Source organism: Streptomyces sp. NPDC004539 (assembly GCF_040610055.1).
Classification (GTDB): domain Bacteria; phylum Actinomycetota; class Actinomycetes; order Streptomycetales; family Streptomycetaceae; genus Streptomyces.
Map to the genome: position 1 here is coordinate 45,327 of NZ_JBEXLS010000015.1, position 14,791 is coordinate 60,117.

11 protein-coding genes are annotated in these 14,791 nt (G+C 72.4%); 4 read left to right on the forward strand and 7 right to left on the reverse strand.

Annotation, left to right across the window (positions count from 1 at the left end; genetic code table 11):
• Window positions 1-49 precede the first annotated feature (49 nt).
• The gene (locus ABZX85_RS28360; protein WP_355874289.1) at window positions 50-877 is read right to left on the reverse strand and encodes a PP2C family protein-serine/threonine phosphatase; all 828 of its coding nucleotides are present in this window, start codon (window positions 875-877) and stop codon (window positions 50-52) included.
• Window positions 878-1,141: 264 nt separating this feature from the next.
• Here ABZX85_RS28360 and ABZX85_RS28365 point away from each other — a divergent pair, with 264 nt between their 5' ends.
• Window positions 1,142-6,250: a family 43 glycosylhydrolase gene (locus tag ABZX85_RS28365; RefSeq protein ID WP_355874292.1), complete on the forward strand. Its 5,109-nt coding sequence runs from the start codon at window positions 1,142-1,144 to the stop codon at window positions 6,248-6,250.
• A 228-nt stretch (window positions 6,251-6,478) separates the two neighbouring features.
• On the opposite strand, the gene ABZX85_RS28370 is transcribed toward ABZX85_RS28365, so the two are convergent.
• Both ABZX85_RS28370 and ABZX85_RS28375 read right to left on the reverse strand, forming a co-directional pair.
• On the reverse strand, window positions 6,479-7,471 hold the full coding sequence (locus tag ABZX85_RS28370; protein WP_355874295.1) for a helix-turn-helix domain-containing protein: 993 nt from the start codon (window positions 7,469-7,471) through the stop codon (window positions 6,479-6,481).
• 8 nt (window positions 7,472-7,479) lie between these two features.
• Window positions 7,480-8,685 (reverse strand): MFS transporter, encoded by a 1,206-nt coding sequence (locus ABZX85_RS28375; protein WP_355874298.1) that lies wholly within the window; start codon window positions 8,683-8,685, stop codon window positions 7,480-7,482.
• Window positions 8,686-8,741: 56 nt separating this feature from the next.
• Here ABZX85_RS28375 and ABZX85_RS28380 point away from each other — a divergent pair, with 56 nt between their 5' ends.
• From ABZX85_RS28380 to ABZX85_RS28390, 3 genes are read left to right on the forward strand one after another with little or no spacing between them, the layout of a single operon-like run.
• Window positions 8,742-9,326 carry a CGNR zinc finger domain-containing protein gene (locus tag ABZX85_RS28380; protein WP_355874301.1) on the forward strand — a complete coding sequence of 195 codons (585 nt, stop codon included), beginning with the start codon at window positions 8,742-8,744 and terminating at the stop codon, window positions 9,324-9,326.
• A gap of 10 nt (window positions 9,327-9,336) precedes the next feature.
• Window positions 9,337-10,089, forward strand: a complete 753-nt coding sequence (locus ABZX85_RS28385) for a class I SAM-dependent methyltransferase (RefSeq protein WP_355874303.1) — start codon at window positions 9,337-9,339, stop codon at window positions 10,087-10,089.
• A gap of 33 nt (window positions 10,090-10,122) precedes the next feature.
• Window positions 10,123-10,587, forward strand: a complete 465-nt coding sequence (locus ABZX85_RS28390; RefSeq protein WP_355874306.1) for a hypothetical protein — start codon at window positions 10,123-10,125, stop codon at window positions 10,585-10,587.
• 35 nt (window positions 10,588-10,622) lie between these two features.
• Here the strand turns inward: ABZX85_RS28390 and ABZX85_RS28395 are convergent, their stop codons facing one another.
• From ABZX85_RS28395 to ABZX85_RS28410, 4 genes are read right to left on the reverse strand one after another with little or no spacing between them, the layout of a single operon-like run.
• A complete protein-coding gene (locus ABZX85_RS28395) occupies window positions 10,623-11,219 on the reverse strand; it encodes an ATP/GTP-binding protein (RefSeq protein ID WP_010357339.1) in 597 nt (198 codons plus the stop codon).
• A complete protein-coding gene (locus tag ABZX85_RS28400; RefSeq protein ID WP_355874309.1) occupies window positions 11,200-11,574 on the reverse strand; it encodes a DUF742 domain-containing protein in 375 nt (124 codons plus the stop codon). Before ABZX85_RS28400 ends, ABZX85_RS28395 begins: the two co-directional genes overlap by 20 nt.
• Complete coding sequence (locus tag ABZX85_RS28405; RefSeq protein ID WP_109363925.1) at window positions 11,567-11,998, reverse strand: roadblock/LC7 domain-containing protein; 432 nt, start codon at window positions 11,996-11,998, stop codon at window positions 11,567-11,569. Before ABZX85_RS28405 ends, ABZX85_RS28400 begins: the two co-directional genes overlap by 8 nt.
• Window positions 11,999-12,028: 30 nt before the next feature.
• On the reverse strand, window positions 12,029-14,671 hold the full coding sequence (locus ABZX85_RS28410) for an ATP-binding protein (RefSeq protein WP_355874311.1): 2,643 nt from the start codon (window positions 14,669-14,671) through the stop codon (window positions 12,029-12,031).
• Window positions 14,672-14,791 lie beyond the last annotated feature (120 nt).

Genomic DNA, 14,791 nt, shown 5'->3' on the forward strand with positions numbered 1-14,791 from the left:
GACACCGGGTGGGGTGGGTCGGCCAGGCGAGGGGCCCCGGCGTCGGTCCCTATGGCTGAACGCGGGCCCCGCCAGGTTCGCCGAGGGCGACCACCAGGACGGCCGCGTCGTCCTCGTGTCCGACGCGGGCGGCGCCCTTGATGGCGGCGGCGGCGAGGGACTCGGTGCCGAGTCCGGCCACGGCGGCGACCCCGGCCAGCCGGACGACCTGGTCGAGGCCCTCGTCGAGGGGGAGGGCGGGGCCTTCGACGACGCCGTCGGTGAGGAGGACGAAGACGCCGCCGCTGGTGAGGTGGTGGCGGGAGACGGGGTAGGCGGCGCCGGGCTGGATGCCGAGGGGTGGGCCGGGTTCGTCGTCGGCGATGCCGGAGCGGCCGTCGGCGGTGGCCCAGACGAAGGGGGTGTGGCCGGCGCGGGCGCTCTCCAGGAGGCCGGTGGCGGGGTCGAGGCGCAGGAAGGTGCAGGTCGCGAAGAGGTCGCTGCCGAGGGAGAGGAGGAGGTCGTTGGTGCGGGCGAGGAGTTCGCCGGGGTCGCCGGTGACGGAGGCGAGGGCGCGCAGACCGGCTCTGACCTGGCCCATGAACGCGGCGGCCTCGATGTTGTGGCCCTGGACGTCGCCGATGGACAGGGCGAGCCGACCGTCGGGGAGGGGGAACGCGTCGTACCAGTCCCCGCCGACGTTGAGGCCGTGGCAGGCGGGCTCGTAGCGCACGGCGATACGGACTCCGGGCGGGCTCGGCAGGTCGCGGGGCAGCATGCCGCGCTGGAGGGCGATCGCCAGCTCCACCTGGGACCGCTGCACCTCCGCCCGCGCTCGCGCCTGTGCGGTCAGCGAGCGCAGTCTGAGCAGCAGCTCGTCGCCGTCGTCCGTCGTCACACCTGGATTTTCACGAACGAACACCCCTGCCGCACCCCGGGCCGGGGGCCGCGGCACCGCGTACCGGCCAACTTCCCCGCCCCACCAGGGCGTTCGACCTGTCGGACATTGTTCGAGACCTCTTGACGCCGCTCCTCGCCCCGGCCGACACTCTCGCCACACGACGTCACACAGCTGTAACCGCGCGGCCTTCTGGATGAAAGGCCGTGCGGTCGTGTCACGTCCGCCCCCGTCCCTTCGTGTCCTCCGACAGGGAATCAAGACATGCCGCACATCGCACCCCCGGGCAGCCGCAGCCGGGCGAGACGCCTGGCGGGCCGGCTCGCCGGGCTGACCGCCGCCTCGCTGGTCATCGGCCTCACCGCGCCGGTCGTCTCCGCCCAGGCGGCGGACGCCGACAGCCTCACCGACGGCCTGGCCCTCTGGTACAAGCTCGACGCCTCCTCGGGGACGGCCACCGTGCCGGACGCCTCGGGGCACGGCCGCGACGGTGTCCTGAACGGCACCGGCGCCTTCACCGACGGCCTCTCCTTCAACGGCTCCGACACCTACGTCAAGGTGCCGAACGACGTCATGAAGGGCATGGACGCGATCAGCGTCTCCTTCGACGTGCGGATGGACGCCGCCCAGCAGGCCCCCTACTTCCTGTACGGCTTCGGCAACACCAGCGGCAGCGCGGGCAACGGGTACCTGTTCACGACGGGCAACGCGCTGCGGACCTCGATCGCGTCGGGCAACTGGTCCACGGAGCAGAACACCCGCGCCGCCGACGGCCACAACCTCGCGCGCGACGTCTGGAAGCACCTCACGTACACCCAGTCGGGCACGACGGGCATCCTCTACGAGGACGGCGCCGAGGTCGGCCGCAACACGTCGGTGACGCTCACCCCGGGCTCGGTCGGGGGCGGCACGACGACCGCGAACTACATCGGCAAGTCGGTGTACCCCGGCGACAAGCTCTTCCAGGGCAAGATCCGCGACTTCCGCGTGTACGACCGCGCCCTGACGAACTCCGAGGTCGAGACCCTGTCCCTGCCGGTCGCGACCCAGGGCGTGGCGGCCGACAAGGCGGCCCTGACCCTCGGTGACACGAGTGCGGTGACCGCCGATCTGACGCTCCCGAAGTCGGGTACGGCCGGCGGCTCGAACATCACGTGGGCCAGCGACACCCCGGACGTCGTCTCCGCGTCCGGCGCCGTGAAGCGCCCGGCCGCCGGGCAGCCCGCGGCCGAGGTCACGCTGACGGCGACGATCCGCAAGGGCTCGGTCAGCGACACGAAGTCCTTCGAGGTGACGGTCCTGCCGATGTTCGACGACGCGACGGCCGTCCGGCAGGCCGCCGACGCGCTGACCGTCCACAACCTCGGCGACGCGCGCGGCAACCTCACCCTGCCGGCCACGGGCGACTTCGGCACGAAGGTCGCCTGGACCTCCGCGAACCCGGACCTCGTCTCGGCGGACGGCGTCGTCCACCGCCCGGCGCACGGCGCGGGCGCGGCGACCGCCGATCTGACGGCGACCGTCACGAAGGGGGCCGAGAGCACGACGCGCGTCCTGACGGCGAAGGTCCCCGAGCTCCCCGCCGCGCAGAAGCCCGAGGGCTACCTCTTCAGCTACTTCACGGGCGAGGGCACCTCGGACGGCGAACAGGTCCACTTCGCGGTCAGCCAGGGGAACGACCCCCTGCACTGGCGCGAGGTGAACGACGGCCGCCCGGTCCTGACCTCCTCGCTCGGCGAGCAGGGCCTGCGCGACCCGTTCATCATCCGCTCCCCCGAGGGCGACAAGTTCTACCAGATCGCCACCGACCTCAAGATCTACGGCAACGGCGACTGGGACGCCTCGCAGCGCACCGGCAGCAAGTCCATCATGGTCTGGGAGTCCACCGACCTGACCCACTGGACGAACCAGCGCCTGGTGCGGGTCTCCCCGGACAGCGCGGGCAACACCTGGGCCCCGGAGGCGTACTACGACGCGAAGCTCGGCGAGTACGTCGTGTTCTGGGCGTCGAAGCTGTACGACAACGAGGCGCACTCCGGCGACACCTACAACCGGATGATGTACGCGACGACTCGTGACTTCTACACGTTCAGCGAGCCGAAGGTGTGGGTCGACCGGGGCTACTCGGTCATCGACTCGACGGTGATCCAGCACGACGGCACCTACTACCGCCTCTCGAAGGACGAGCGGAACAACTCCTCCTCGACGCCCAACAGCAAGTTCATCTTCGAGGAGAAGAGCGACTCGCTGCTGAGCACGTCGTGGACGCCGGTCGCCGAGGGCATCGGCAAGGGCACGATGAGCGCGGCCGAGGGGCCGCTGGTGTTCAAGTCGAACACCGAGGACAAGTGGTACGCGTTCCTGGACGAGTTCGGCGGCCGGGGCTACATCCCGTTCGAGACGACCGACCTCGACAAGGGTGTCTGGACGCCGTCCACGAACTACGAACTCCCCTCCCGCCCCCGGCACGGCACGGTCCTGCCGGTGACGAAGGCCGAGTACGACCGTCTCCTGCGCGCCTACCAGCCGGACCAGACGGTGGAGAGCGTCCAGGACGTCTCCGTGAAGACGAAGACGGGTCAGGCACCGGTGCTCCCGGCCACGGTCATCGCCCGCTACGCCGACGGCGTGGAACGCCCGGTCGCGGTCACGTGGGCCGCGGTCCCGGCGGACGCCTACGCTAAGCCCGGCACCTTCGAGGTCACCGGGAAGCTGGCGGACGGCACGTCCCTCAAGGCGACGGTGACCGTCTCCGCCGAGGGCCCGGACGTTCCGGCCGATCTGCTCGTCCACTACAAGTTCGACGAGACGAAGGGGAACATCGCCGTCGACTCCAGCGGCCACGGCAACCACGGGACGTACGTGGGCTCCCCGGAGTTCGGCACGGGCGTGCAGGGCGGCTCGGCGAAGCTGTCCGGCGGGTCGTACGTGAAGATCCCGGGCGGGGTTCTCAAGGACGCGGGTTCGGTCACCGTCTCGACGTACGCGAAGTGGCAGGGCGGCTCCAACTTCCAGTGGCTGTTCGGGCTCGGCCCCGACAGCAACAAGTACCTGTTCGCCACGCCCTCCAACGGCGGCTCGACGCTCTACTCGGCGATCACGAAGGCGAGTTGGTCGGCGGAGTCGAAGCTGACGGGCAACTCGGCGCTGACGGCGGGACAGTGGCAGCACGTCACGGTCACGCTGGACGGGGCGACCGGGGCGATGGTCCTGTACGCGGACGGCGTCGAGGTGGCCCGTACGACGACCACCATCAAGCCGTCGGAGCTGTACGACGCGGCCAAGGACTACTCCGGGTACATCGGCAAGTCGCTGTACGCGGCGGACCCGGCGTTCGCCGGTGAGGTCGACGACTTCCGGATCTACGGGCGGGCGTTGACGGCCGCCGAGGTCATGGAGATCAGCGGCAACACGACGGGCATCGCCCGCGTGACGCTGCCGCAGCTCAAGACCGACGCGATCGTCTCCGACGGCAAGGTGACCCTGCCGGTGAAGCCGGGCACCGATCTGCGGCGCCTGGCCCCGGAGTTCACCATCGCCAAGGGCGCGGCGATCAGCCCCGCCTCGGGCAGCGTCCAGGACTTCACCAAGCCGGTGACGTACACGGTGACCGGCGGCGACGGCAAGAAGCGCACCTGGACCGTGTCGGCGGTCGTCATGAAGAGCCCGGTGCTGCCTGGTCTCAACGCCGACCCGAACATCGTCCGCTTCGGCGACACCTTCTACATCTACCCGACCACGGACGGCTTCGAGGGCTGGAGCGGTACGCAGTTCAAGGCGTACTCGTCGAAGGACCTCGTGCACTGGACGGACCACGGCGTGATCCTGGACCTCGGTCCGGACGTCTCGTGGGCGGACAGCAGGGCGTGGGCACCGACGATCGCGGAGAAGAACGGGAAGTACTACTTCTACTTCTGCGCCGACGCGAACATCGGCGTCGCCGTCTCCGACTCCCCGACCGGCCCCTTCAAGGACGCGCTCGGCAAGCCGCTCCTCAAGGCGGGCCAGCTCCCGGGCCAGATGATCGACCCGGCGACGTTCACGGACGACGACGGGACGACGTACCTGTACTGGGGCAACGGCCGCGCGTACGTCGCGAAGCTGAACGCGGACATGACGTCCCTGGACATGTCGACGGTCAAGGACATCACGCCGAGCGGCTACAACGAGGGCACGTTCGTCGTGAAGCGCAAGGGCACGTACTACTTCATGTGGTCGGAGAACGACACGCGGGACGTCGACTACCGCGTCGCGTACGCCACCGGGCCCTCCCCCACCGGTCCCTGGACCAAGCGGGGCGTGATCCTGGAGAAGGACCTCTCCCTCGGCATCAAGGGCCCCGGCCACCACTCGGTCGTCCAGGTCCCGAACTCCGACGACTGGTACATCGCCTACCACCGCTTCGCGATCCCCGGCGGCGACGGCACGCACCGCGAGACCACCATCGACAAGATGGAGTTCGGCGCGGACGGCCTGATCAAGAAGGTCGTGCCGACCCTGTCGAGCATCGACCCGGTGACCGTCGTGCACGCCGGCCCGGACGTCTCCGGCACCGAGGGCTCCCCGATCACGCTGAGCGGTACGGCCTCCGGCGCGCCGGGCGCCAAGTGGTCGGTGGAGGGCGGCGCGCCGTGCAAGGTCGCCGACCCGGCCAAGGCGGCCACGACGGTGACGTGCGCGGACAACGGCACGTTCACGCTGGCCCTTTCGGGCGGCGGCAGCCGTGACACGCTGACGGTGACGGTCGCCAACGCGGCGCCGGTCATCACGAAGGCGTCGGGCTCCTCCCCGGTCTCCGTCGGGCGGCCGGCGTCGGTGACGGCGACGTTCACCGACGCGGGCGCCCGTGACACCCACACCTGCACGATCGACTGGGCCGACGGCAGCAGGCCGTACACCGGCCCGGTGTGCAGGGCGGAGCACCGGTACACCTCGGCGGGCATCCGCCGGCCGGTGGTCACGGTCAAGGACGACGACGGCGGCACGGCCACCACGACGCTGCCGGAGCTGGTCGTGTACGACCCGGCGGGCGCGGCCTCGGGCGCGGGCCTGGTGCTCTCGCCGCAGGGCCGGTCGGTGTTCTCCTTCTCCGCCGCCTACGGCAGGAAGGCGACCGTCCCGGCCGGGCGGCTCACGTTCACCGCGCCCGGCGTGGCGCTGCGGGCCACCGGCTCGGACTGGCTCGTCGTCACCGGCAGGCAGGCCGTCTACCAGGGCACCGCGACGGTGAACCGGACGGCCGGCTACGCCTTCCGCGTCACCGCCGTCGACGGCCCCGACACCTTCCGGATCAAGATCTGGCAGAAGTCGACGGGCAAGGTCGTGTACGACGGCGGCGGCAGGTCCGGCGGGGTGATCATCGTGGGCCGCTGAGCCCGCGGAGACCGCGAGGCGGGTCCGTGTCCCGGGGGGCTCCACCCCTGGGGCACGGACCCGCCCTTTTTCCGGGGCGTCCCGGTGCGTGCCAGGACTCCCCAGTGATCCTGGACCGGCTCCCGGGCCCATGTGCCCCGCGCGGTGATCACCAGCATGGGGTACGGGCCGGGGGCGTGTCGTTGGCGCACAGTCCACAGGCATGACGCACTGCGTCCACCGCCCCGCCTAGGGCGCCTCGGTCGGGGACAATCCCCGTCGGCCCGCCTCGGCGCGCACGTCGCTCGGCGTGTCGCCGTACTCGGCGCGGAAGGCGCGGGTGAACTCGGCGGCGCGCGGGAAGCCCCAGCGGGCGGCGACGGCGTGGATGGGGAGGTCGTCGAGGGCCGGGTCGGTGAGGTCGCGGCGCGCGTTCTTCAGGCGCTGCTCGCGCAGGTAGGAGGAGACCGTGAGGCCCTCCTCCTGGAAGAGGCGGTACAGGTAGCTGCGGGAGACGTGGTGGGCGGCGGCGATCGTCGCGGGGGTCAGCTCCGGGTCGGCGAGGTTGCGGCGCACGAACTCCTTGATGCGCAGGGTCAGGGCGCGGGCCCTGGTCTCGGGAGTGACGGCCCGCTCGGCGTCCAGGAGGTGCGCGAAGAGGGCGGTGACCAGGTCGACGACGACCGTGCCGAGGCGGGTGGCGTCGGTCGGCCGGTACGGGGTGGTGTCGTCGGAGAGCTGGATCAGGAACTGGGTGAGGAGCGCGCCGAGCCCCGACTGTCCGTCGACGCGGCCGAGCACCCGGTCCTCGGCGCGGCGGCCGGGCAGGACGACCGCGCTGCGGGGTATCTCGACGCCGACGATCGACACGGGGTCGGGGCCCGTGGAGACCTCGAACGCCCGCGAGGAGTGGCTGACGTGCAGGTCCTTGACCCGGTACGCGGCCCGTGGGCCGCCCCAGTCGGCGGCGCCCTCGCCGCGCAGCAGGAGGGAGAGGTGGTAGACCTCGGGGTCGGACTGGCGTACCAGGCGCGGGGTGCGCTGGAAGACCAGCTGCTCGAAGGAGGCGGGCCAGATCGTCACGTCGCCGAGTCCGATGAGGCGTTGGACTCCCTGGTAGTCGGCCGCGCGGTCGCTGAGCAGCCGCATGGGCGCGTGGGTCCGGCCGAGCCGTTCCGTCCATGCCTCGAACCGGTCGGCGGGCGGCAGATCCTTCGTTCTCAGCACCGATTCGTGCAGCATCCGGGTAGTCAACCACACGATTCCGGCCGCGTTTCGGGCCGGTCAGCGCTCCGCGTGAGCGTCAGGAAGGCGATCACCGCGAGAACCTGACACGCCGTCGCGACCAGCGGCGTCGCCTGCGGCGGGCAGAGGGCGGCCGTGCCCGCGCCGGCCGCGTACCCGCTGATCTTCAGGCTCGCCCCGGTGCTGAGGATCTGCCCCCGCAGCCGCTCCGGGGCCTCCCGGTGCCGGATCGCGAACAGGGCGACGAGCTGGGGTCCGGCCCCGAGCCCGGCGAGCAGCGCACCGGCGAGGGGTTCGACGGCCGCGACGAGGAAGGCGGCGCCGAGGAGGACGGTACCGGCGAGCAGGACGGTGTCCGGGCGCGCCGGGACGGGGCGCCGGGCGAGGACAAGGCTCGCGGCGAGGGACGTGAGGGCGAGCGCGGCCAAGAGGAAGGCTCCCGCGCTCTGGTCGCCGAACGCCCGCGCGCCGAGGTACGGGGTGCCGGCGGTGAACGCGCCGAGTCCGGCGTGGGAGAGCGTGGAGGCGAGGGTCGCGCGGGCCAGGGGGCGGGTGCGCAGGAGGGTGGTGAGGCCGGCGCGGAGGTCGGCGAGGACGGAAGGGGGCGGCACAGCGGCTGCGCTGTTGAGGGACGTACGGGGCGCGCGATCCGCCCGTCCCGGCAGAGTCCACGCCGCCGGGAGCGCCGGCACGATCAGCGCCACCGACGTCAGCAGCGCCGCCTGCGGGCCCGCCGCCAGGGCGACTCCCCCGGCCAGTGCCGGTCCGGCGAGGGCCGCGAACTCGTAGGACGCCGCGTCCAGCGCTCCCGCGCGCGGGAGGTGTCCGGGGTCGGTGAGGTGAGGGAGCTGGGAGGTCCAGCCGGAGGCGAGCGCCGGTGCGAAGAGGCCGCCCGTGAGGGACAGGAACAGGACCGCGGGCAACGGGAGTTCGCCCAGGGTCCAGCAGACCAGCGCGAGCGCCCCCGCGTACGCCGCGAGGGCGCCGGCGAGGAGGCGGCCGGGGTGGCGTGCGTGGTCGAGGAGTACGCCGAGGACCGGTCCCCCGAGGGCCGCCGACGCGGTCACCGCGGAGAGGAGGGCCGCGCCGGACGACGCGGTGCCGGTGATCGCCGTAGCCGTCAGCAGCAGGGCCGGGCCGGACATCTCGTCGCCCGTGCGGGCGGCGCCCGCGCCGAAGAGGTACCGGACGAGTCCGTAACGTCTTGTCATCCGCACGACGTTACAAAGTAACCGCATATCAATCCAAGGCCGTTACACTCGCTGTCATGGAGCCCTCCCCGGACGACTGGTTCACCCGCCACTCCCCCGCCCGCACCGCTCACCGCACGGTCGCCCTCGTCAACGTCCTCACGACGGCCGCCCCTCGCCCGGACGCCGTGGCCGCCGCGCTCCGGGAGTACGGCGAGGAGGACCCCCTGGACCTGGACGCGGCGGACGTCGCCGGTATGCGGGACGCGGCCCTCGGGCTCCGCGAGGTCTTCGCCGCCGGCTCGGTCGACGAGGCCGCCGGCCGCCTCAACCACCTCCTCGCGAGCGGCTGCGGCCCCGTACGCCTCACCTCCCACGGCGGGCACACCCCCTGGCACCTGCACCTGGACCGGCACGACGAGGCGCCCTGGGCCGAGTGGTTCCTCGCCTCCTCCTGTATGACCCTGGCCGTCCTCCTCTGGGACCGCCAGCTCCCCCCGGGCGGCGTCTGCGCCTCCTCCACCTGCGAGAACGTCTACGTCACCAGCACCGCGGGCACCCCCCGCCGCTACTGCTCCGCCCGCTGCGCGACCCGCGAACGCGTCGCCGCGCACCGCAGGGCCGCCCGAAATCCGGATGCGGGCGCTCCCGGCGCCTCCTAGCGTGACCGGCATGACGGACGAGCAGTACACGGACCCCCGGCTGGCCGCGCTCTACGACCCCCTCGAACTCGACCGCCCCGACCTGGACGCCTACCTGGCCGTCGCCGAGGAGTTGAGGGCCCACCAGATCCTGGACGTCGGCTGCGGGACGGGCACTCTCGCGCTGCTGCTCGCCCGGCGGGGCCACTCCGTCACGGGGGTCGACCCGGCGGGCGCCTCGCTCGACGTCGCCCGCGCCAAGTCCGGCGCGGACCAGGTGCGTTGGCTGCACGGGGACGCGACGGGGCTGCCCGACCTCGCCGTGGACCTCGCCCTCATGACCGGCAACGCCGCGCAGGCCGTGGTGGACGAGGACCTCTGGGCGGACACCCTGCGCGGGGTGCGGGCGGCGCTGCGCCCGGGCGGCTGGTTCGTGTTCGAGACCCGGGACCCGGCGCGGCGGGCGTGGGAGGAGTGGACTCCCGAGGAGTCCCGCCGGACCGTCCGGGTGCCCGGCACCGGCGAGGTGGAGACTTGGTTCGAGGTGACCGGCGTGCGGTGGCCGCTGGTGACGTTCCGGACCGGGTACGTCCTGGCGGCGACCGGGGAGACGCTGTTCTCCGAGTCCACGCTCCGGTTCCGCGAGCGGGACGAGGTGGCGGCAACCCTGACGGCGTCCGGTTTCACCGTCGAGGAGGTCCGGGGCGCCCCGGACCGGCCCGGCAAGGAGTTCGTGTTCTTCGCGCGGGCCCGCGCAGTGGTGTCGCCCGGCGGAGAGTCGTAGCGTCGAAGGAGACACCCGGCGCAGGGAGCGGACATGCCCAGGTACGTGACGAGGACGGCCCTGCTGGCGGTGTGCGCGGCGGCGTCCCTGGCGGCGGCGAGCGCCACAACGGCCCACCCCCACCCCCGCACCGCCCTCCTGGACTGCGCGGGCCGACCCCAGATCCGCCCGGCCGACTACATCCTGGCCTGCGGCGACGGCAACAGCCGCCTCACCTCGATGCACTGGTCCCGCTGGACCTCACAGGAGGCGGACGGCCAGGGCGTGAACGTCGTCAACGACTGCGTCCCGTACTGCGCGGCGGGCACGTTCCACGGCTACCCGGTACGGGCCCGCCTCCACGCGCCGAAGGGCGGGCACTACACGGAGGTGACGCTCACGTTCACCGCGAGCAGGCCGGAAAAAGCACCGATGACGGTCACGTACCAGCTCACGCAAGGCCCCATCCCGCCAGGGGCGCGGGGAACTGCGCGACAAGCCACAACGGCGCCGCGCTGACCCGGCAACAGTCCCCGCCCCCTCACAACCGGCAATCAGCCGTGCCCCAGCCTGCTGAGCCGCGCGGCGGCCCGCATACGCGCCACCTGGAGCACCGACAGCAGCACCTCCCGGCTGGAGTTGCGGTCCCGCACGTCGCACAGGACGACCGGGATGCCCGGGTCGAGGTCGAGGGCCGCCCGGACCTGTTCCACCGATGCCTCACGGCGCCCGTGGAAGCAGTTGACGCCCACCGCGAACGGGATCTCCCGGGACTCGAAGAAGTCGATCGAGGCGAAGGAGGCGTCCAGGCGGCGGGTGTCCGCGAGGACGATCGCGCCGAGCGCGCCGTTGGCGAGGTCGTCCCACATGAACCAGAAGCGGTCCTGGCCCGGGGTCCCGAAGAGGTACACGACGAGGTCGGAGGCGACGGTGATCCGGCCGAAGTCCATGGCGACCGTGGTGGCCACCTTGTTCTCCACGCCGGAGAGGTCGTCGACCCCCCTGCTGACCTCGGTCATGCGCTCTTCGGTCTCCAGCGGCGGCACCTCGCTCACCGAGCCCACCATCGTGGTCTTGCCGACGCCGAATCCGCCTGCGACGAGGATCTTCAGTGCCGTCGGCAGGACGGGCTCAGAGTTGACGGATGGCATCCATCACCCTTTCGATGAGTTCGACGTCCGGCTGGCTTTCCTTGCCGGGCGGCGACTGGACTAGGATCAGCGAGGTATTGAGGAGATCTCCGCACAGGATCTTCACCACGCTCACGGGCAGGTCCATCAGGGCGGCGATCTCGGCGATCGCCACCGCGCGGTCCCGGCACAGCTCCAGGATCTTGGCCGCCTCCGGCTCCAGCGCCTCGTGGTCCGTGTCGTCCACGGACCGCGAGACGATCTGGGTGATCAGCGTGAAGGCGTGCTGGGAGTGGCGGGTCCTGCCGCCCGTGATGGCGTAAGGACGTAAGTAACGCCCCCCGCCCGACGCGTCCGACCATCGGGATTCAGACATCCTGGCCGAGACCGCCAGGAGGGCCCTGCACCCGGGGTGGGGCGCTCAGATAGGTGCCGACGCGCTTCACGAGCGTCCCCATCTCGTACGCCATCATCCCGATGTCCACGGTGTCCGAGGCGAACGCCGCGAGACGGGCGCCCTGGCCGGCCGCCGTGATGAAGAGGTACGCCTTCTCCATCTGGATGACCGTCTGCTGGACGGGTCCGCCGTGGAAGTGGCGTGCGGCGCCCCGGGCGAGGCTGTGCACGCCGGAGCCGACGGCCGAGAGGTGCTCGGCGTCGTCGCGGCGGATGTCCTTCGACTTGCCGATGAGGAGGCCGTCACCCGACAGCACGACAGCACAACGAATCTCGGGGATTCGGTCCACCAGGTCGTCCAGCAGCCAGTCCAGCTGCGGACCGGGGTGTACCTGCTCACTCATTCCGTAACGTTCCTTCACAATTGGTAAGCATCAGGGCCCTTCGTCGTCGTACTGCCCGGGAGGCGGAGGGTCCGTCTCGGGCGACTGCGCTCGTTTCAGGCCCCGCTGGATGGCGCTCAGCGCGCGGGCCGACACATCGGGGGAGATGACGCTCTCGTCGGGTTCCCCTTCCCCGCCGAACTGGGTGGCCTCCTTGCGCAGTTGCTGTGCGAGGGCGGCCCCACGGGTGCGCCGCGGCAGCACGTCGGGGGTGGTCAGAGGGGGATTGCCGGTCGTGGGTGCCGCCGCCGGGGGGGTCGTGGGGCGGGTCTGCTGCTGGTACTGCTCTGCTGCCGGGGTGCCGGCGGGGTCGTAGCCGTACTGCGGGGGCTGCCGCGGTTCCTGGTAGGGCGGGGAAACCGCTTGCTCGCTGTACAGCCCCGTGCCCCCCGGGCCGTAGGGCCCGGGTGCCTGCGCGGGGTACGGCTCGTAGGGCGCCTCGTGTCCCGCCTGGCCGAAGGGCTCGGTGAGGCCGCCACCGTACACCGGGGCGGCCTCCTGGGCGCCGTACGGGGCGGGGGTCTCGGGAGCGAGGCTGTCGTAGGCCGCCGCGGGGTCGGCGGGCAGGCCGTCGTAGGCGGGGGCGCCGTAGGCCGGGGCGTTGTAGGGCGCTGGGGGCTGGGGCTCCGGTTCGTAGCCGTAGGGGGCCTGCGGTTCGGCGTGGCCGGGGTGGCCCGCGACCGGCGGGAGGAGGCCCGCGCCCGCGTACTCGGGGAAGCCGTCGTAGTCGGTCAGCCGGGTGTGGGTCGGCAGGTCGAAGCCGGAGGTGAGCGCGCCCGCGCCCGCCAGGACCTGTTCCATCGGCGCCGTGAGCGCCTCCGTGCCGGCCCCGAGGCCCGCGTGGTCCGCCGCCGGGAGCGCGTCCATCGTCGCGGCGGCGGCTGCCTGGAGCTGGTCGAGGATCGGGGAGCCGACCTCTTCGAGGAGGTCGGCGGGGATGAGGACGATGCTCAGTGTGCCGCCGTAGACCGACTCGCGCAGTTCGACCTTGACGCCGTGCCGCTCGGAGAGCTTGGCGACGACGAAGTGGCCGAGGCGGGGGTCCTCGCCGAGGGCGGTGAGGTCCAGGCGGGGCGGGTTGGCGAGGAGCTGGTTGGCCTGGTGGCGCTGGGCGGGCGGGATGCCGAGGCCGTGGTCCTCGACGTGGATGGCGAGGCCCTTGGCGACCTGGATCGCGCTCACCGAGACCTGCGTCTCCGGCGGGGAGAAGCTGGTGCCGTTCTCGATCAGCTCGGCGAGCAGGTGCGTCACGTCGGAGACGGCGCGCGCGGCGAGCGCGGTACGGCGGTCGGCGGGCGAGTTCTTGACCTTGACCCGGGTGTACGCCTCGGTCTCGGCGACGGAGGCCCGCATGACGTCCGTGATCGGGACGGCGGCGTTGGTGCGGCGGCCGGTGGGCGTGCCGCTGAGGATCATCAGGTTCTCGGCGTGCCGGCGGGCGCGGGTGGCGAGGTGGTCGACCTTGAAGATGTCGTGCAGGAGGTCGGAGTCCTCGTGCTTGCGCTCCAGGTCGTCGAGGAGGGCGATGAGGCGGTGCAGCAGGATCTGGGTGCGGCGGATGAGCTGGGCGACGACCTTCTCGGTGCCCTCGCGGCCCATGTGCTGGCGGACCGCGGTCTCGGCGGCGACGAGCCCGATGCGGTCGATGACGGCCGCGAGGCGCGTGACCTCCTCGGAGCCGCGCCGCCGGGGGGTGCCGACGGCGAGCGCGGCGGCCGGGTCGATCCGCTCGCCCTTGTCCACGCGCGCGAGGACCTGCGGGAGCCGGCGGCTCGCGAGTTCCTCGGCGTAGGTGTGGAGGTCGTGCAGGTCGGCGAGGGAGGCCCGGCGGCGCCTGCGGGCGACGAGCCAGGCGGCGAGGACCGGGGCGAGCGCGGCGACGGCGCCGGTGACCGCGCCGAGCAGCATGGCGTCGGCGCGGACGCCGACGACGGCGGCGAGGCCGGTGCCCTCGGTGGCGGTGCCGGTGTCCGCGGGGGTGAAGTCCGTGTACACGGCGGGCGCCTGGGCGAGGTGCGTCGCGGACTCCTCGCGTATCGCGAGGTACTCGCCGAACAGCGCGCGTTCGTCGTCGGTGAGCCGGCCGGAGGTGAGGGCGGCGGTGACGAGGGCGTCGGGCGTGTCCGCCTCGGGTATCGAGGAGGTGAGGAGGGCGAGGCCGCGCGAGGCGGTGTCGGTGAGGTAGGCGAGGCCGTCGGGTGCGTCCCGGCGGGTGGAGAGTGCGCCGAGCGCGGAACCGAACGAGGCGGCGTGCGCGTCCAGTGCTGCGGAGGGCACGGCGGCGAGGGCTCCGCTCTGGAGCCGGCGGAAGGCAGTGACGGCCTCGTCGGTGCGGGCGCGGGCGGCGGCGAGCTCGGTGCGGTGCTCGGGGGTGCCCTCGGCCTGCCATCGGGCGGTGAGCCGGCGCTCCGTCTGGAGGTGCGCGAGCACGTCGTGCGTCGGCAGCGTGAGGGCGCCCGCGGGGTCGGCGTCGGTGCGGGCGTGGCTCTGCTCGTCGGCCAGTTCGGCCGCCGTGTAGCCCCACAGGCAGGTGAGGCAGATCGCGGGGACCAGGAAGGGGACGACGAACGAGGAGCGCAGCGGACTGCGGTGGGCGGAGCGGTTACGGGTCCGCCGGTCGCGGATGCCTGGCATCTGATTCCTCGTACAGCAGCGACACACCTGGACCGGCGGACGGGTGGGCCCGGTGGGGGGCTTTCCCGTCCGGCCGGTTTACTGGGCGTGTTCGAATGTCGGCGATGAGCTGCACCGTAT